Origin of the sequence: Echinicola pacifica DSM 19836 (assembly GCF_000373245.1) — a bacterium.
Lineage (GTDB): Bacteria > Bacteroidota > Bacteroidia > Cytophagales > Cyclobacteriaceae > Echinicola > Echinicola pacifica.
This window is the reverse complement of record NZ_KB890750.1, coordinates 258,050-277,256: the sequence shown is the minus strand read 5'-3', so window position 1 is coordinate 277,256 and position 19,207 is coordinate 258,050. Positions and strand designations below refer to the sequence as shown.

The window sequence follows — 19,207 nt, the reverse complement described above, 5'->3', positions numbered from 1 at the left end:
TCTATGAAGTCTGGCAATACTGGTTGGGCGGGATCATTGGTGATCACCCCTATAGCCATGGCGAACTATTCGTATTAAAATAATAGGATAGGTAGCATAAACTAGAAGATTACCATTCCATAGAATTATCTATTATAAACTACCAATTACTTAATGGCTAAAGAGTATTCTGCTTCGTTATGGTGTATATAGTTCAGGTAAGAGAGAATGAATGAAATTTATTTAGGTATATAAGGGCTAAACGGCATATAATTAGACTAAATCGATTTTAGTGTTTTTTTTCCTGGCGAATAAGCTTGACGGGACCTTGCAGGCCAGATGGCAATAATGGTGCATCTGCCTTCCAATGTTCGTAAGGGGTAAAGGTTTTTCTATTGCTGCTGGATGGAATTTCACCGTTTTGGGTCCAATCAGGGAAAGCCTGATAAGTTTTTCCTTTTATCTCTGCTAATTCAGGTTCCTTAGCATCTCCGATCAGGCGATTAGGCCATAGATTAGTGACTTTTATGACCAGATCATTTTTACCTTTATTGAGGTGATCCGAAATATCAACTTGGAAGGGAGGCTTCCACAAAGTGGCGAGAGCAGTCCCATTGAGGAATACCTCCGCAATAACATCCACTCTGCCTAAGTCCAAAATCACGGAGCTAGGCTGTGCATCAAAATCAAACTGCGTTATATAGCTGGCTGTGCCCGAATAGTATTTTACCTCCTCATCCGAATGCTCGTTCCAAGGAATCAATTTGCGGAAAATAAGGGATGCTTTGGGGCCAAAGTTAGGGTCAAATATAACTTCCCAATCTTGGTTGAGCGCTAAAATCTCCTCATATACAGGGCTGGGAGTGGAGACTTCCTGAAGATCTGTATCCTTCCTGAATACCACAAATACTGCGCCTGCCGGACTCATTTCCAGACCTACCTCAGTACTTCCATTCTCTGACTGCTTCCAATTTGTTGCTACGGAAATTTCACCTGTTTCAGGGTTCCAAATTTCAGGTTGTCTTCCTGAAACCCTAAATTTGGCCGTTAGTGTCTTAGCTTCATAGGATTGATTTGAAATAAAATAATAGTCTCCATCATTCAATTTATGATGGGAATACTCGAATTTTTTTGGCAAAATGCAATCAGGCATTATTTCCCTGACCGACTTCTCGTAGGTCTCAGGCAATTGGATAATACCTGTATCCCAATACTTCTCAATTATCTTAGCAAGCTTCCGATCATTCACTATATAATCGGTGAGCCCCGGAGTACGTTGAGGTTTCGGGGCTATTATCAATGCCCCTTGATCTGCTAAATCAGCTAATTTCTCTATGGTCTCTAGCCGCATGAAGGAACTTCTTTTTAGGTATAATAATTTATACTTATTATCGATCAATTTGCCTTCATGGCTAGCACGGATATTCCCCTGCTCATCCACTGATAAATGGTCTAAGGTCCCTATACCTGCTAAATCAAATTTATATCCATCGATATATTCCATATCCACAGGTTCCTTATTACCAATAAAACTATTGAAACCACGCTCATCACCATACATCACAAGGATATCGGTCATATATCGGCTGGATTGCATGATATACTGACACCGTGCGATATAATCCATCCATGCTTTTGACTGATAAAACCAGGTATTATTGCGGTGTATATTAGAACCAAACCTGCCCATGGTCATCCCCGGCTTTATGGCATCACTCCATGGCTGATGGGCGGAGGTGTGAAAATAAAAGCGATTTACGCCCATCGTGAAAGCACGGTCTCCCCATACCTTCATTATGTACGGGTGTACAGTCCAGTCCCCTGCCATGCGAGTAAAGGCTTCTGCCCCCACCACAGCCCGACCTGTAAGATGAGCTGCCGAGGCCGCGATATGACTCGTCCATTCCCAAAGATTTCTCTTTGGCCAAGGCTTATCAGTATGCCAAAACTCGGTCATCGGTAAGTCCACTAGGGCGGCCACCTGAGCCGCATCAAAGGAACCTGTGCCATATGGCTCGGAAGCGAGCTTAATACCATTTTCGTGACATTTTTCTGCAAAAAACTTAAAGTAATTTTCAAACATCTCATCGGCTACGGTTTTTCTCAAATCCCATAGTACACGTTCAGTATATTCACTATTTTCCACGATCCTACCGGTAAGACATACCAAACGAGGAAGCAAGTCATAGCCATTTCTCTGTTGAAAAGTATTTTCAAATCCATCGGTCCAGTTTTGGCAACCTACTTCATAGCTATCTATAAGCAGGGTCGTAAAGGCCTCCCTTTGGTCAGCATCAGCGATAACTTTATCCAATAGGGCTTCCCAATGAAGGATAGCAGCCTCTTTGCTCAACTTATCCAATTCTAAGCCTATCCCCCCTCGGGAAGCTGGCCGAGTCACTGCAGCAGTCGTGGTATAGCCAAGTCTAAGTACCGTCCAGTCCCCAGACTCAGGTTTCCAATTTAGCAGGCCCGTGGCTTCCATCTGGTCGGTAAGCAGGAGGATATCATCCATCCTAATAATGGCCGCCAACGGGGCCGTTTCCTGACTAGGGACAAATCCATCCGGTCTGGTTTGTATATCTGTCATGGATTTTGCCTCCCAGTTGGGAAGACGATAGCGGGTATTTTGGGGTGTGGGAAAGGCAATTATCGCCACATCCTCATAGAAATCATATTTCTGTTGCTTTTCATTCAATGCTGGTCGTGCAAGGTGCAGGGGATGCTGCGTACTGGCATTGATGGACTGCTCGCTCCACACGATAGTTTTCATCGAATGCTCTGGCTCTATCCAGGGGCCTCCTGTGCTTGACCAACCAGAAGCACTATTGATGCCCATTTCCAGCCCTAAGCGCTCTGCTTCAGAGATGGTATGAGTAATATTTTCATGAAAGGTGGGGGAATTAAAGACTGCCGTACCATTTGGAAAGCCCAGGCCAAGATCGAAGAGCTGGAATCCATCGATCCCAACTGCACGGAAGGATTCGAGGTCTTTGGTGATGCCTTCTTTGGAAACATTCCCATCCACCCAGTGCCACCAGGTATGCGCTCGTGCAGAGTCTGGTGGGTTCATAAAAGCCCTTTCTATTTCCAGCTCCTGCACATCAATGCTTGAGCAGGCAAAAAAATGGCTAGTCAAAAAAACTACTATATAAATTAATGGCATAGTCTTACCAAATTGAGAATATAATCCAGGAACCATAATGAGGAATTAAAAATTTTGTGTCGCTAATGATTTAATGGGTATCGGCAGCTTTTGGGCCGTCATAGTCGTAGCTGAAATAATCTATATCGATATAACCCTGCTCGTCTTTTTCATTCCAGCAGAAGAACCCCAGCCTATCACCAGTCCAATTTCCAAACTTCAAGGTGAAGTTTGGTCCGAAATTGCTGAAAGAATCTCCATCCAGGCTGTATTCGTAATGGGCTTGGTTTCCCTTATTCGAAGTCTTGATATATATAGTATTGGCTTTGATTTCCGGTCCTTTTGTTTTATTTCCCTCAGAATTGACAAAGTAAAGGTAGCGCTTACCCCTATCATCCATATGTACGGCGAGGAGATGATAGACACCTCCAAATCTCACAAAGCCTGCCCATTGCCCTTCAGCCATGGTTGAAATATCGATTTTGGCTACAGCGGTGCCAGTACTGTTGCCCATGATACGCTGGCTCAGGGTATTGGATGCTCGCCAGAAGGGGAAACTACTTGCTTTGGAATCAGACCACCTATTATTACCGGGGCCTTTGGCACCATCCTCAGATATTGGGTTGCTGGCTTTTAGCCGTAGCCATCCTGGTCTTTCGCTAAGGGACCAATGGGATTCCCGTGGATTATGATTCCACTCCCATTGTGGGTTAAGCTGCTCTGCGGAGAAGTCATCGTCGGTCTGTGGAGCGGTAATAGGAAAACCTTGGATGGGCTTTTTATACTGATGCACAGGTTCTCCAATTCCATCCTGATCCTCATCCACACCAATTACTGGCCAGCCATCGACCCAGCTTACAGGCTCAAGCATTTGGGGCCTTCCCTGAAAAGGCGTGGCGGTATTTTGGATAAGTTGATGACTATACCACCAGGAGCTATCAGGAGCTTGCATCAGGGCGCCCTGGCTCGCACTACGTTCCTGTCCTTCACCGCGCTCCATTACGATTTTCTTTTCATATGGTCCATAGATGCTTTCGCTAGTCGAACGAAGGACGAGTTGCTTTCGGTCATTGGCCGGAATATCTATCCTTCTAGGAGTCTGAGGCTCCCCAAAAAACCATTCTGCCATAAATATATACCAGCGGCCATCTATTTGGTATATTTTGGCAGCTTCTGCTCCAGGGCCAGTATAGATGAGTGTGCCAGTATCAAGTATTTCTCTGCCATCCCAACTCATTTTATAAAGCCTATTTTCATTTCCCTTGATCTTATTTTCGGGGGATTTGTGAATGCCTCCGGTATTACAGATTAGATAGGCCTGATGGTTATCCTCATCCCAAAATACTGCGGGATCATCAATTACAGTCTCTGGGGGAAGCATTTGATGGGGCTTAGTCCATGGTCCCCGTATATCTGTGGCGCTGCTCATCAGTAAGCCCTTATTCCGATCTATTACATAGCAATACCAAAGACCATCATGATAGGCCAGATCACCCGCCCATACACCCAAAGCATAGCCATTCATCTGATCCCAGTCATACGTATCATCCCATGATAGATGGTCCCATACATGACCTATAGTCTCCCAATTTACCATGTCTTTAGACGCTAGGATTACCATCCCCGGGGACATATGCTGCTTGGAAGAAATCATATAATAGGTGTCGCCAACTTTCTCTATGTCAACATCAGGATAATCTGCATTGAGGATTGGATTGATATAGGTGCCGTCTCCTTGATCTCCCCAACTGCCTGTTTGCTGAGCATGCAGAGTGGATATCAGGCAAAAGGAAATCATTAGGATGTTTATCGTAATTTTCATAGTGGTTTTTTTGGGGGGAGGTAACAGCTAGTGCTGATTCATAATAGAATAATTAATGAGTGGTCTTATGAAAATAAGGTGTTATATGGGCTGGTTATTAATGAAATGTTATTTAAAAACGAATAATTTTTTCTAATAAAAAACCAAGCTTATTATAAACTTGGACGCTTAGAAACCTTGCCAAATACTATTTATATAATGCTCAATTCCGATAATTAGACGAGAGGGCAATTTGATTTTATAAAAGTAGCCCCACTTTCATTCTTCTTCTCTGACTGAGGTTTTGAGATAATAGCAATTCTAATTCACTCTAATGTAGGCATAAGGTGGGGCTAAAGTATCCTGTTTTGTATTGGCATCACGCAGCAGGATAAATAGGTTTGCTTTTGTCGATAAATTTAAAAACCGAGCTAGATAGACGGCAATCATTGATATATACAGGGTCTTAAAGATCTTGGGGCTACGGCTGAGAATAAAGGATAGAGAAGTCGATTGGTATTGGCATCATATATAAGCTTCAAGGCTCCTGCAAGGATAGGCTCTTATATAATTAAATATAAAATTTCACTAGTGAAAAATTTAAAAGTATAGAATGAAAAAAATAACCATGAGGAGAGCTCTTACTGGAAAGGGATTATATATAGCACTAATTAGCTTATTTATACTAGCTTCTTGTCATAGCCATAAGCAAACCAGGGAGAGCAGCTATGCCCGATATATTCCTGAACGTGCGGATGATTTTGCATGGGAAAATGATTTGGTGGCCTTCAGGGCATACGGTCCTGCTATGCGCGATCGGCCCGAAGATAGTGGGATTGACTGCTGGTTGAAGCGAGTACACTATCCCATCATTGATAAATGGTATAAGCAAAATGTAGAGAAGAAATCCTACCATCGTGATCATGGAGAGGGCTACGATCCCTATCACGTGGGTTCCTCCCGAGGCTGCGGAGGTTTGGGGTTGTGGGCCAGAGACTCGCTAATTAGCTCTGACACCTATACAGAATGGAAGATTATTAAACAAAAAACAAAGGACACCAAATTTGTACTAAGCTACGAATGGCAGTATGCTGGTGATCACTATAAGGAAGAAAAGCAGATCAGCATTCGTCTGGGAAACCGATATTATGAGGCGGTTTCTACTTTCTGGAAGAATGGGAAGATAGCAGTAAACCTCCCAATCGCAATAGGAATTACGACCCATGATGGAAAGGCGGAGGTCAGCAGGGAGCTGTCTTCTGGGTGGCTGGCCTGCTGGGAAAATATAGATGGCTATGGACTGGGGACTGGAATAATGATGAATCCTAAGCACATCCGAGAATTCAAGTTGGTCGATGCGCAGCGTAAAGATGAGGGGAATGCCTTATTCATTACCGAAACAGACAAGGAAGGGCAGGTCCACTACCAGGCTGGATATGGCTGGGAAAAGGCGGGAGAAATCAAATCATTTGCGGAATGGCAATCTTATCTGTCAGAACATTCACTTTTTCATACGACTAAATAATTAGATATGTATAGCATCAATTTACTTTCGTTTTTATGGATCATGCTGAGCTATCAGGCTCATGAAGATGTATTTGATGAGGAGGTGATCCTCACCCGAATGGAAAAGGCGGCAGAGTGGCAAATTTCAAATCCCAGCCCTTTTGGGCCTCTGGAATGGCACTGTGCACCCTTCTATATGGGATTGACGGATCTTTACGAGGTCTCCGGAAATGATAAATACCTCGTGGAAGTACAGGATATTGGGACTGAAAATGCCTGGAATATCGGTGATCGAAAATATCATGCTGATGATCATGCAGTAGGCCTGTCTTATCTAAAGCTTTCAGAGCATTTTAAAGACCCTTCCATGATCGCAAAGGTAAGGGCCGAATTTGATTGGATATTAGCCAATCCACCAAAGAAAACCATAGTGGGAGCTGATGGGCTGATAAGGCTTAGGTATAATCGGGAGCGCTGGAACTGGTGTGATGCCCTCTATATGGCTGCTCCGGTATGGACCGGCCTGGGAGCGGTGACAGGGGAGAAGAAGTATATAGACTATATGGTTCAGGAATGGAAGCAAGCGCAAGACTGGTATTGGTCCGAGGCGGATAGTTTATATTTCCATGACCGTCGTGATATTACTAAAATTTCTCCGGGTGGCCAGAAAGTATTTTGGGCTAGGGGAGATGGCTGGGTAATGGCGGCTTTGGTAGAAGTGCTGCAATATCTCCCAGACGATCATGCTGATCGTTCCTATTTTGAAGGGATTTATAAAATGATGAGTACCAAATTACTTAGTATTCAAAAGGAAAATGGAACTTGGGCGCCTAGTTTATTAGATGAAAATCACCCAGCTCAAGATGATATTAGCGGTTCTGTATTTTTTGTTTATGCTTTGGCCTGGGGTATAAATAATGGTCTTTTGGATCGTAAGGTTTATGAGCCAGCAGTCCGTGATGGCTGGAAGGCGCTATGTCTTAGACAGCTGGAAAATGGGAGGCTAACCAATATCCAGCCCGTGGGTGGCTTTCCTGTGGCTTTTGACCCCGACACCACTGCGATATTTGGAGTAGGAGGATTCCTTAATGCTGGTTCTGAGGTATATAAGTTGGTGAAAAAATAATTTTCCTACTGGAAATTCTTTCCATCACAAATTTGATCCATTCTTAATAGCATAGCCAAAAGGTATAAGTGTAGGATTTAATCCTAATAAATGGTTATTTGTACTTATTAGACTTTCGAAATCTTTGGAATTATAAAGGAAATACTCCAGTTTTCTATCACCCTGGACTGAGGTATTCTTACTAATAGTGAAGTGTTGTCAGCGAATCGTTACGCACTTAGCCCCTAATTACCCAAAAAAGATTCTATTCATCTGCTTAGTATAAAGTGTTTATCATACAGTTGCAGTAGGAAGCAGGTTACTATTCAGCCTATGGTTTAGTATATTTAACCATTGCACTAGTAATAAGCCCCAATTACATTAAAGTTTGCTGCGACTATGGGTTATTTTTATTCCGAAGGGAATCGAAAAAAAACCTATGATTTATAGTGAGATGTACGTGTATAAAGTTGCTTTCTTATCCAAGAAAACCCACCAGTGTGGAACTTGTCATTAGCCTCTCACTGAGTGAAAATAACATTAACCCAAAACCCAATATATTATGATTACAGAAGTCGATATTTTTGATGGAAGAATTAATGATAACTCAAGTGTTCCCAAATATAGACAGTTATCCGACTTGATCCTTCAGGCCATAGAGCGTAAAGACATTGAAGTAGGGGAGAAATTACCCTCCATTACCGAAATACGTGAGAATACAGGGCTTTCGAGAGACACTATTGTAAAGGCACTGAATTTTTTGAGAAAAAAACGAGTGATAGCTTCAGAGATGAGTAAGGGGTTTTATGTCACTAGAAATGTGAATTTGACCAAAACCAAGGTGATGATCATCTTGAATAAGTTGAGCAATTATAAGCTTAAGATTTTTAACTCTTTTGTGGACGCACTGGGGGCAGACTATCAGGTGGACGTCCGTGTGCACCATTGTAATGCACCTTATCTATTGGAGATTCTTACTGAAAATCAGCTTGTGTATGATCATTTTGTAGTCATGCCACACTTCAATGATGAGCAGGAGATCGTGGATACAGCGATTGATTATTTTAGGAAGATGCCTACCGGCAAACTCCTATTGATGGATAAGCACCTTCCAGCCTTAGAGGAAACGGTACCTTGTATCTATCAGGATTTCAAAATGGATATCTATAATGCATTGACTTCCGGGGCTGAAAAAATTAGTATGTACAAAAAAATCATCTTAGTATTTCCAGAAAACCATATTTACCCATATCCCACAGAAATCAAAGATGGCTTTGAGATGTTTTGTGAGGACATGAATTGTAATTCTGAGATTATTGATAAAATATATCCAGATATGGAATTTGAACCTGGTGATGCCTATATCATCATTGATGAGGAAGATTTGATCAATTTTCTGCAACAGACCCGAAATACCGAGCTTAGCTTAGGCCATGATGTAGGCGTAATTTCCTATAATGACACCCCACTTAAGAAGGTTCTGGATATCTCCGTGCTCAGTACTGACTTTGAGGTGATGGCAGATTCTGTCGCCTATATGTTGAAAAAGAACAAGTGCGAAACTGTGCAAAATTACTTTGACTTCATCGACAGAGGCAGTCTATAATAGTAAAGTTCACTGAAAACGATAGATCAAAATTGCGCTAACGAAATTCCACACTTCACTAGCTGCAAAGGTCGGTCTTACAGAAGGTTACTAATCTTCCCTTATGATCTATCCTATAGGATATTTATTTCCCCCATAAGGATACATACCATTATTTCACACAGAAATGCACCAAGATACAAGCACAAAAAATGAATAAAATCGTAATCGTTCAGCGCTTATTCCTGCTGCTTGTAGGAGCAGCATTATTTTTTGCTTGTGCACCGCAGGCGCCATCCTCCCCCGGGAAGCCCAATATCATCCTTATTGTGGCCGACGATCTTGGTTACAGTGATTTGGGGAGTTTTGGTGGGGAGATAGAGAGTCCCGTGCTGGATAAGCTGGCGGAGGAGGGACTTCGCTTACCAAACATGCATAATGCAGGCATGTGCGTCATTTCAAGAAGTTCTATGCTGACCGGTAAATGGTGGCCAGCGGTGGGATATGGCATAGAAAACGGGGAAAATCTAGCGCAAAAGTTACAGCATGAAGGATATAGAACAGGCTTGATAGGAAAATGGCACTTAAAGGGCAAACCCAATGATAAGGGGTTTGATTACTTCTTTGGTTTTCTAGGTGGATATTCGACTTATTTTAATGGAAGCGCCGATTATCGTATAAATGACCAAGAGTTTAATGATTTCGACCCCGGATTCTATAGCACTGATGCCTTTAGCGATAGGGCGGTAGAATTTGTGAAGGCGGACACCTCGGCACAGAAAGAGCCCTTTTTTCTTTATCTCAGTTATCAATCACCACATAATCCCTTACAAGCACCTAAAGAGGATATCATGAAATACCGTGGGTCTTATCTATCAGGATGGCAGGCCAGCCGCGATAGGAGGATCCAAAGACAAATTGAATTAGGTATAATCACTAAAGACACTCCCTTGCCTGCTTATCCGCAAAATCTACCCGATTGGGAAACACTGACAGATGCTCAGAAGGATCTGGAGGATCTGAGGATGTCAGTATATGCGGCCATGGTGGAGCGCATGGACCGTGGCATTGGCAAATTAATGGCGAGTCTTCGAGAGACGGGCCAGGATGAAAACACCTTGATTGTCTTTTTGAGTGATAATGGTACGGATTCCTTTTCGGTAATGGACGCGCAGTTGCTGCAAAAAGGGCTCCTTCCTGGGGATATAGGCTCAAATTATCAACCGGGAACTGGCTGGGCCTATGCAAGTGGCACCCCACAGCGACTATATAAAATAAGCCAACATGGTGGTGGTGTGAAAACCGGAGCGATTGCCTGGTGGCCAAGCACTATTAAAAAGATGGGGGAGATTTCCTTTGCACCGCTACATGTGGTGGACATCCTGCCGACATTCATGGATATTGCCAGCCCTTCCGATCAGAATATGGCTCAGCAAAAATCGGATAAATCACTCGCTGGAGAATCATTTGCCCCCTTGCTAAAAGGCCAAAACTGGTCCCGACAAGAACCTATGTTTTTTCAATTTATGGACAATAGAGCCATCAGAACCGCAGATTGGAGTCTGGTGGAAGTGGATGGTAGCGGATGGGAGCTCTATAATACTCAGGAAGATCCTCTAGAAACCAAAGATCTCTCTAGTCAAAATAAAAGCAAACTCCGTGAACTCAATCAGCAGTGGCTAAGTTGGTGGAAGGCCGAAAGTGGTGAGTCCAATTATGAACCGACTAGCACGCAGAATAGCCCGCATTATAAGCCCCAAGGTGACCGTGGAACTGGTAATAACTATATTCCTTCCGCTATGCCCACCAAACTTCAAAGCAAGTATCCCTTAAATTAAGATCCTCCTATTATGTCCTTTTTATGATAAAAAACCTTGGCTTTGCTTAAGTAGCCAGGGGAAAGTGTAGCGTTTAATAAAAAGAAATATATGAAAGCATTTGTTCAAATAAATAGCTGGAATACACTTGAGGTCATTGCCCTTCCGCTTCATAGCGGAATCGTCGTATTATTAGGAATACTCTTAATGTCCTTTTCGAATCCAGATGTAGAATATAAAGTATTTCAATTTCCACAGGACAGGATACCTCGGATTGATGGGGAATTTGAGGATTGGGATATGGTGCCTGATTCCTATAATATCGGCTTGGATCAACTGCTGCAAACAGAAGGTGAGCCCTTAGAGACCTTGGATTCTGCAGATTATGATATTACCGTAAAAGTGGCCTGGGTTAAGGATCTAAACCGCCTATATTTCTACCTAGAGGCCTATGATGATTTTTGGAGTTTTGAAGATAAGGCATTAAGTCAGGATATTTTTGAGCTGGTGGTGGATGCGGACCTTTCCGGGGGACCTTTCATCAAGAGGCATAATGGCAATACGACAAAGTTTCCGCAGGAAGCGCTTCATTTTAATGGGCACGGTGCTCACGCACAGAATTATCATGTATTTACTCCAGTGAAAAATAAAGATGCTGTTATGATTTGGGGAAATACTCCATGGATCAAGGACTTTCCCTATTTCAATGTGGCCTACGACTATGATTTTGTCCATGGCGAGAGTGGAAGGCTACAAATGGAATTTTATATTACCCCCTTTGATTATGCGGCAGTAGAGGGAATTGAGTCCTCCAAAATCTCAGAGTTGAAGGAAAATCAAGCCATTGGACTTTCCTGGTGTGTCATCGATTATGATACAAACCATGGGAAATTTGAGGGGTTTATGAATCTCGCGCATGATACCAGGATGATCTATGACGCTTCATACCTCAATGTTTTTCGTCTTATGCCTTTGGAGGAGGAGTACCAAAAAGCCCTTGAGGCCAATTGGTCTTTCGTGGAATTGGATCGGCAGAAGCGATGGATCCAATTTATGGATAAGTCTATTGGACAGGTGACGGCCTGGCATTGGGATTTCGGAGATGGGCAAATTTCTACAGAGCAGAACCCCAGCCATACCTACTCCAAAGCAGGGGAGTGGACCGTGGTGCTTACGGCGACAGGAGCAGCAGGGCAGTCCGTCCGGTCCAAAGTATGGGATGTCGTGACCGAATAGCATATGCCGGATCACTGAAATTATATATTCCTAAAACTTCATGAGAGGTATGAAATCCCCCTGATATAGGGCTGGATTAATAAAAATCTGGCATAAATAAAATTATTCTACTTATGGAAAGAGCAATTTGGATTGGCTATATATGGATTAGTCTAGGATTGATTTCCTGCGGAAAAGCGAAGGAGGAAGTCCAGAAAAAGCCCAATTTGTTGATTGTATTATCTGACCAGCATTCCTATGATATGCTTGGCGCCTACGGCAATAGTCAGGTAAAAACACCAAATCTGGACCAGTTTGCAAGAGAGGGCTTGTTATTCGAAAATTGCTTTTCCAACCAGTCTGCCTGTACGCCTTTTCGAGGGATGTTATTTTCCGGGATGCATCCATTGAAGAATGGGGCTTTTGTCAATGATGCACCACTGCTTCCCAATCAGTCAAAACTCCTGGGAGAGATACTCCAGAAACAGGGGTACCAAACCGCATATATAGGAAAATGGCATTTGCTCGGTGGCGATCGGGATCGGCCTATACCGCAGGGGGAGATGCGCTATGGGTTTGACCGCCTTTTGACGAATAATTGTCATGTGGATTTCCGGCCAGGGAAGGCTTTTTATTGGAATGATGAAGGAGAAAAGGATTTTTTTGATGAATGGGAGGTTTATGGGCAAACGGATCAAGCGATAGCCTATTTGGATCAAATAGATAAAGATAAGCCCTTTGCACTAATAGTTAGCTGGCATCCACCTCATGATTGGGGGAAGTTTAAGGGTGAGGACGGGAAAATGCATTATCGTTATGACACCATGGACGAGTTAATGGAGCTATACGAAAGGGATTCGATCCGGCTGCGGCCAGGGCTGGCAGCAAGTGCGGACAGGATGAGGATGTATCATGGATATATGTCCATGGTTTCTGGAGTGGACAAAGCTTTTGGCTTATTGATGGACAAGCTGGAAGAAATAGGGGAGGAGGATAATACCCTGACCCTTTTTTCTGCTGATCATGGAGATATGCTGGAATCCCATAATGCTCTGCTACCAAAGCAATATCCGCATGATTATTCCAGTCATATTCCATTTATAATGAAGTATCCAAAAAAATTGAAGGAGGGATCACGGACTTCACTGCTATTTGGTGCCTTGGACATTATGCCCACCCTGCTGGGTTTATTAGAGTTGGAGGACGAGCAGGATTATGATGGGCGGGACCTTTCCGATGCTATTCTTCAGGGAGATAATGAAGCGGTGAATTCGGTCCCTATATGGGTGCTTAAGCAAGGAAAGGGAAACAATAATAGTTGGCGGGGAGTGATCACCAAGGACTTTACCTTCTCCATGAGCAAGGATTCTCTGGAGCTAAGCAATGTGCTTTTTGACCGTCAGGAGGATCCTTATCAATTGAATAATTTGTTTTATCACCCCGATTACCATGATACCAAAGCGGCCCTTCGCACCCTTACTTATAGCTGGATGGAGCAGTTTGGTGATGCATTTTATGGGCCAGAGGATTTTGCCAAAGTCATGCCTGAGGAGACCTGGCAATACAACTATACCTCGAGGCCTTATGATCTTTTACATGAATTAAATACGGTTAAATAAACCAATCTAAAACACTACTCAGTTTTAATTAAATAACCTCATAAGGTGGTCGCTATCATGATAGAGAGCACCTTTTTTATTTTATATATGGAAAATGATTTGTAGCCTATACGGCAGCCCCGAAAATGCATGTATAATTTACCTAAGAATAGAGCTTGATATTTACTATTTCCTGAAAAACATTCAATTTTTATTATAAATTATTGAATTACCTTATGATTTCACTTCGAATTATTGAAAATGCCTAGGTGTAGGCAGTAGGAGGCAGGATGCTTTCTGCGCCTTATATTTCTAATATTGGTACTGTTGACAACTGCTTAATCGAAGCAGTTTATAATAAAACAAATGATTTTCATTCAATTAAAAACAAATTAATTAACCCATATAATCAATTAATATATGAAAAGGAAGATTTACTGGATACTGCTCTTTACATGCGTTGTTTGTATGCAGGGCTATGCACAACAGGCAACAGTGAGAGGGACCGTACTTGGTCCGGATGAAGAGCCTCTGATAGGGGTAAATGTAATACTCGAAAACACCAGCGGCGGGCCCATGGTAGGGACTATCACCGACCTGGATGGAACATACGAGATTAAAGCCAAAAAGGGAGATGTGATTGTATTCACCTTTATCGGTTTTAAGCCTCAGCGAATGGAGGTAGGAAACAGCTCCATTATTGATTTGACCTTAGAAGAGGATTCTATGGAATTGGGTAAGGTGGTCGTGGTAGGTTATGGTTCCCAAAAGAAGGAAAGTGTAGTTGGGGCTATATCTACCATCGGCTCCGCAGACATCGTCCGCAGCCCTACGGCCAATTTGACTACCGGTCTGGCGGGTAAGCTTCCCGGACTTACCGTGATGCTCAAAGATGGCGAGCTAGGAAGCGAAAATGTACAAACCCTCATCCGTGGACAAGCGACCATAAATAATTCCAGTCCATTGATCTTGGTGGATGGCGTGGAGCGTGAGATCTCTACTCTCGACCCCTATGATGTGGAATCAGTTTCCGTACTGAAGGATGCATCTGCAACAGCTGTATTTGGGGTACGAGGTGCCAACGGTGTGATCCTTATCACCACCAAAAAAGGCCTGGCCGGTGAAGCTCAGATTACTGGAAACTTAAATTATTCCTTACAGTCTATCACCCGTGTGCCTCAGCCTATGGGAGCCGTGGACTATATGAATACTCGTAATGCGGTCATTGAGCAACACAATCAGTTTACTGGTGGGAATACTCCTCCTGCTTTTTCGGAAGAGGTATTTGATGCTTATGCCAATGGATACCTGCCGGACTATTATGTGGATAGAAACTTCTACGAGGAACTCATGTATGATTACGTCCCGATGATGAAAGCCAATGTCAATGTGCGTGGGGGTACCGAAAAAACCAAGTACTTCACCAGTGTCGGCTATATGCGTCAAGGTGGGCCCTTCAAAACAGAACGTTGGGATGAATATAACTATGATAATGAGCAGCGTCTTGACCGATTTAATTACCGGGCAAATATTGATATGCAAATCAATAAGGGCCTTAGAGGCTGGTTAAATTTGTCAGGTTATCTGCAAGATAAGAATGACCCCATCATTTTTGGCGCCAGCAATGATGCTGCCACCACAGGGTCCTTTTATTACCTTCAGATGGCAGCATATGCTGATATTCCAGCTATCTCTTATCCAGATTTGAACTCAGATGGTGAGGTGGTAAGTGTGCCTGGGGCTGACCGTACACCTTATGGCAACTTAAATAGAACGGGTTACCGAACTTCCACGGACAATACCCTTAATACCACCTTAGGCTTAGAGCAAGATCTTGATTTCATCACCAAAGGTCTATCGGCAAGGGTGATGGCATCTTACGATTCCAGAGCCTCCCATATTAGGGGATTTAATAGGACTTATCAGACCTATATTGGCGAGCTGGATACTTCTGGCGCACAGGATTCCCTGTATTATTTGCCTGGAGCTGGTAATGACACCGAGTTAAACTCCATCTTAACTCAGAGTTTCTATACCAATTTTGACCTTCAGGCTTCATTAAACTATCAGCGGAAGTTTAACGACCATAATGTCACTGGCCAGTTTCTTTATCTGCAAAGCCAAAAAGTGATCAATATCCAAGTGCCTTATAATTATGTAGGCCTGGTCGGTAGGGTGACTTATGCTTATCGTAACCGATATCTATCCGAGTTTAACTTCGGTATGAATGGTTCAGAGCAGTTTGCTCCTGGCAATAGATTTGGCTTTTTCCCCTCCTTCTCCTTAGGATGGGTGGCCAGTGAGGAGGATTTCCTAAAAGACTCTCAATTTATCGATTTCCTGAAGTTTAGAGGTTCATTTGGCCTGGTAGGAAATGATAAGATATCCAATACCCGATTTATCTATGTAGATGACTGGACGCAAGGATCAGGAGGGTATTTTGCCGGCCTTGGAGGGATGCCAGGTCTTCCTGCTCCAGTATATCAAAACTCAGTACCCAATGCCAATGTATCTTGGGAAGTAAGTAATAAGGCCAATTTGGGAGTGGAAGTTAATTTCCTGGATGGCTTTGAATTGGATATGGATGTCTTTTATGAAAAAAGAAGCTCGATCCTTATTACGAATAGTAATATTCCAACCTATGTCTTTGGTCAGCTGAGCCTAGCTCCGACTAATAATGGGGTGATGACCAACAAAGGCATTGAAGCCTCCCTGGGCTATACCAATCATTTCCCTTCAGGATTTACCCTATCCTCAAGGCTGAGTACCTCCTTTGCGAGAAATAAGGTGATCAGCATCAATGAGGCATCTTTAGGAGATGATTACGCTTATCCTATCCGCCAGGAAGGGTTTCGCCGAGGCACGATGTGGGGTTATAATGCCCTGGGTTATTTCCAAGATCAGACGGAGATCGATGAGTGGGCAGATCAAACCACCTTGGGTGGAGAAGTATTCCCCGGAGATCTTAAATATGAGGATGTAAACGGTGATGGTCTTGTGGATCCAAGAGATCAGGTCCCTATGCAGTCTCCCAATGTACCGGAATTTAACTATTCAGCATCGATGAATGCGTCCTATAAGGGAGTGGACTTTAGCGTCCTATTTCACGGCGTGAGCAATTATGGTTTTAATGTCACTGGCAGGGGCGTAGAAGATTGGAATGGCAATGCCTTCAATAGTTATAAAAATTACTTTGAACATCATAAGGGCGCCTGGACAGAGGAGAAAGTCGCCAATGGGGAAGAGATCATTTACCCTCGTATGCATGTGGACGGCGTATCGGTCAGTAAGCAGCCAAGCAATTACTGGATACAGGATCTGTGGTATATCAGACTGAGAAATGTGGAGCTGGGATACACCTTACCAGAATCCCTGCTAAGCCGACTGCGGATAGACAATCTTAGGGTTTATTTCAATGGTGCCAATGTGGGCCTTTGGGATAATATGAAATATAAAGTGATGGATCCGGAAGTATCTAACTCCCTCAGCCATCCCATATTTGCCACCTATAATTTGGGGTTGAACATCACCCTTTGATCGCGACCTAGATGATAGATTTAAAGAATAAAGAGATGAAAAAATATAAATATATAAGCAGACATATCCTTTTGATAGGCTTAGCGGCACTTTTCGTTCTGCCTTCATGCGAGGGAATCTTTGAGAAAGCTTTGGACCGGGCGGATGATTCTAGAGAAGATCTGGCGGGGATGCTAAGTGATCCAGACAAAATCCGCGGCATGCTTACCGCTTCCTATTTGGGATTACCGATGGATCGATCTTACCTGTATTTTTGGACCACTGAGGAATCCTTGACAGATAATGCCTTTGACTCACAAGGTCAAAGTATGGAAAACTGGAGGTCAGGACTTTTGTCACCTTCATTTGCTGCAATCTGGGCAGACCGTAATACAGGAAATCAATATATGGGCCCACAGGTGGGCTGGTGGGGTCGCTATTGGGGCGCCATACGTCAGTGCAATACCCTAATCAATAATGTGGACAATATCACCGTCTCCGAAGAAGAACTCCCGATGGCCGATAGGAGACTGATGGTGGACGAAGCGCGGGTTCTCAGGGCCTTTTATTATATCAGATTGATCAGTATGTATGGCCCACTGCCATTCATGTATGAAACTCCAGATCTGGGATATGATGGTTGGGATGATGTGTCCAGACCTACCTTTCAGGAGATTACTGATCAGATCGTTGCTGAACTCGATGAGGTGATAGCCAATGGCAATATTCCTATGAAAAGGGAGCCCTTTAATACCAATGATAAATACAGGGTACCACTGTCCTTTGCCTATGGACTGAGATCCCGTGTGCTTCTATATAATGCCAGCCCGCTCAATAATCCTTCTGGAGATCAAGCTAAGTATGCCGCTGCGGCGGCTGCCGCAAAATCATTCCTGGATCTAAATCAGTATTCTTTAGAGTCATTTGAAAATACTAAGAAAATGTATATCTCCAATATGGGAGAGAATGTGGAAGCCACCGAGGTAATCTGGAGATATAGAGGCCAACTAGGACAATTCTCCAATGTTCATGGAATGGACTTGGCCACAGCCAGACCTAAGAAAAGTAATTTTCCAAACCATAAGGCAGGGGAAACTCCCTCTCAGGAGATGGTGGATTCTTATGAGCTGAAAAATGGAGCACTGATCGTCGAAAATTATGATGCCAGCCATGCCAACCCAACCTTCACGGCTGAGGCTCTTGCCGCAGGATATGATGATGAAAATAACCCTTATGCCAATCGTGATGATCGGTTTTACAGAGATATACTCTATAACGGTAGCACTTTTGGACAGTCTTATCAGCTAGGCCCCATCACCGTATGGACCTTCCTGAATGCACCAGGCACTGGATCCAATGGCAATGCTTCCTCAGGAGATGATAAAAAAACCTTTACAGGCTACTACTACGGCAAAGATAGAGATCCTCTCTGGTATGGTGCCGGAACAAAGGGCCAGGCTAATGCTCGGGTAAATCAAAACCTTATCCTGATGAGATATGCAGAGATCTACCTGAACTATGCAGAGGCGCTCTGTGGCGCTGGGAGATTTGATGAGGCCTGTGATGCCCTGGATATGACCAGACTGAGAGCTAATCAACCTTCCATCCGTCAGGTGCCAGATTATATGGCAGGCAATAACGAATGGCTCATGAAGAGAATCCATAATGAAAGAAGAGTAGAATTGGTGCTGGAGGATCATAGGTTCTATGATATCCGAAGATGGGATATTATTAGTGATCAAAATTACAATACCATCAGCGGAATGGAAGTCGAGCAGGTAGGACCGGGAGAATTTAAGCACTCGCGGTATCAAATGCCATTTACTTGGGAATGTCACAACGAAAAGTATAAGGTGCTGCCTATCCCTATCGTGGATAAAAAGTTGCTCCCTAATCTGGATCAACCTGAAGCTTGGCAATAATCATTCAAAGACCTTAAA

The 19,207-nt window shown here is 43.4% G+C and carries 10 protein-coding genes; 8 read left to right on the top strand and 2 right to left on the bottom strand.

All coding sequences use genetic code 11. The features are described 5' to 3' along the window. Positions 1-268: 268 nt before the first annotated feature. Together B050_RS0111795 and B050_RS0111790 are read right to left on the bottom strand one after the other, a co-directional pair. Entirely contained in the window at positions 269-3,118 is a 2,850-nt protein-coding gene (locus B050_RS0111795) for a glycosyl hydrolase (RefSeq protein ID WP_157492761.1), read from the bottom strand. A gap of 97 nt (positions 3,119-3,215) precedes the next feature. Further along, positions 3,216-4,946 carry a glycoside hydrolase family 43 protein gene (locus tag B050_RS0111790; protein WP_018474124.1) on the bottom strand — a complete coding sequence of 577 codons (1,731 nt, stop codon included), beginning with the start codon at positions 4,944-4,946 and terminating at the stop codon, positions 3,216-3,218. Between the two features lie 592 nt (positions 4,947-5,538). Between B050_RS0111790 and B050_RS0111785 the strand changes: the two genes are divergently transcribed. The 8 genes from B050_RS0111785 to B050_RS0111750 all read left to right on the top strand — a co-directional run bounded on the left by B050_RS0111785 (position 5,539) and on the right by B050_RS0111750 (position 19,189). Then, a complete protein-coding gene (locus B050_RS0111785; protein WP_018474123.1) occupies positions 5,539-6,450 on the top strand; it encodes a DUF4861 family protein in 912 nt (303 codons plus the stop codon). Positions 6,451-6,456: 6 nt separating this feature from the next. Continuing rightward, on the top strand, positions 6,457-7,557 hold the full coding sequence (locus B050_RS0111780; protein ID WP_026235832.1) for a glycoside hydrolase family 88/105 protein: 1,101 nt from the start codon (positions 6,457-6,459) through the stop codon (positions 7,555-7,557). Between the two features lie 541 nt (positions 7,558-8,098). Then, on the top strand, positions 8,099-9,142 hold the full coding sequence (locus tag B050_RS0111775) for a GntR family transcriptional regulator (protein WP_018474121.1): 1,044 nt from the start codon (positions 8,099-8,101) through the stop codon (positions 9,140-9,142). A gap of 191 nt (positions 9,143-9,333) precedes the next feature. Further along, positions 9,334-10,959: an arylsulfatase gene (locus tag B050_RS0111770; RefSeq protein WP_018474120.1), complete on the top strand. Its 1,626-nt coding sequence runs from the start codon at positions 9,334-9,336 to the stop codon at positions 10,957-10,959. A 90-nt stretch (positions 10,960-11,049) separates the two neighbouring features. Continuing rightward, complete coding sequence (locus B050_RS0111765) at positions 11,050-12,174, top strand: PKD domain-containing protein (protein WP_229802407.1); 1,125 nt, start codon at positions 11,050-11,052, stop codon at positions 12,172-12,174. Between the two features lie 113 nt (positions 12,175-12,287). After that, positions 12,288-13,772 carry a sulfatase family protein gene (locus tag B050_RS0111760; RefSeq protein WP_018474118.1) on the top strand — a complete coding sequence of 495 codons (1,485 nt, stop codon included), beginning with the start codon at positions 12,288-12,290 and terminating at the stop codon, positions 13,770-13,772. A gap of 399 nt (positions 13,773-14,171) precedes the next feature. Then, positions 14,172-17,288, top strand: a complete 3,117-nt coding sequence (locus B050_RS0111755; protein ID WP_083923279.1) for a SusC/RagA family TonB-linked outer membrane protein — start codon at positions 14,172-14,174, stop codon at positions 17,286-17,288. 35 nt (positions 17,289-17,323) lie between these two features. Continuing rightward, a complete protein-coding gene (locus B050_RS0111750; RefSeq protein ID WP_169336257.1) occupies positions 17,324-19,189 on the top strand; it encodes a RagB/SusD family nutrient uptake outer membrane protein in 1,866 nt (621 codons plus the stop codon). The last annotated feature ends 18 nt before the right edge of the window (positions 19,190-19,207 follow it).

Coding starts and splice junctions, on each gene's coding strand:
- B050_RS0111770 (WP_018474120.1), top strand. CDS start 9,334: ATGAATAAAATCGTAATCGTTCAGCGCTTATTCCTGCTGCTTGTAGGA.
- B050_RS0111780 (WP_026235832.1), top strand. CDS start 6,457: ATGTATAGCATCAATTTACTTTCGTTTTTATGGATCATGCTGAGCTAT.
- B050_RS0111775 (WP_018474121.1), top strand. CDS start 8,099: ATGATTACAGAAGTCGATATTTTTGATGGAAGAATTAATGATAACTCA.
- B050_RS0111750 (WP_169336257.1), top strand. CDS start 17,324: ATGAAAAAATATAAATATATAAGCAGACATATCCTTTTGATAGGCTTA.
- B050_RS0111785 (WP_018474123.1), top strand. CDS start 5,539: ATGAAAAAAATAACCATGAGGAGAGCTCTTACTGGAAAGGGATTATAT.
- B050_RS0111765 (WP_229802407.1), top strand. CDS start 11,050: ATGAAAGCATTTGTTCAAATAAATAGCTGGAATACACTTGAGGTCATT.
- B050_RS0111760 (WP_018474118.1), top strand. CDS start 12,288: ATGGAAAGAGCAATTTGGATTGGCTATATATGGATTAGTCTAGGATTG.
- B050_RS0111790 (WP_018474124.1), bottom strand. CDS start 4,946: ATGAAAATTACGATAAACATCCTAATGATTTCCTTTTGCCTGATATCC.
- B050_RS0111755 (WP_083923279.1), top strand. CDS start 14,172: ATGAAAAGGAAGATTTACTGGATACTGCTCTTTACATGCGTTGTTTGT.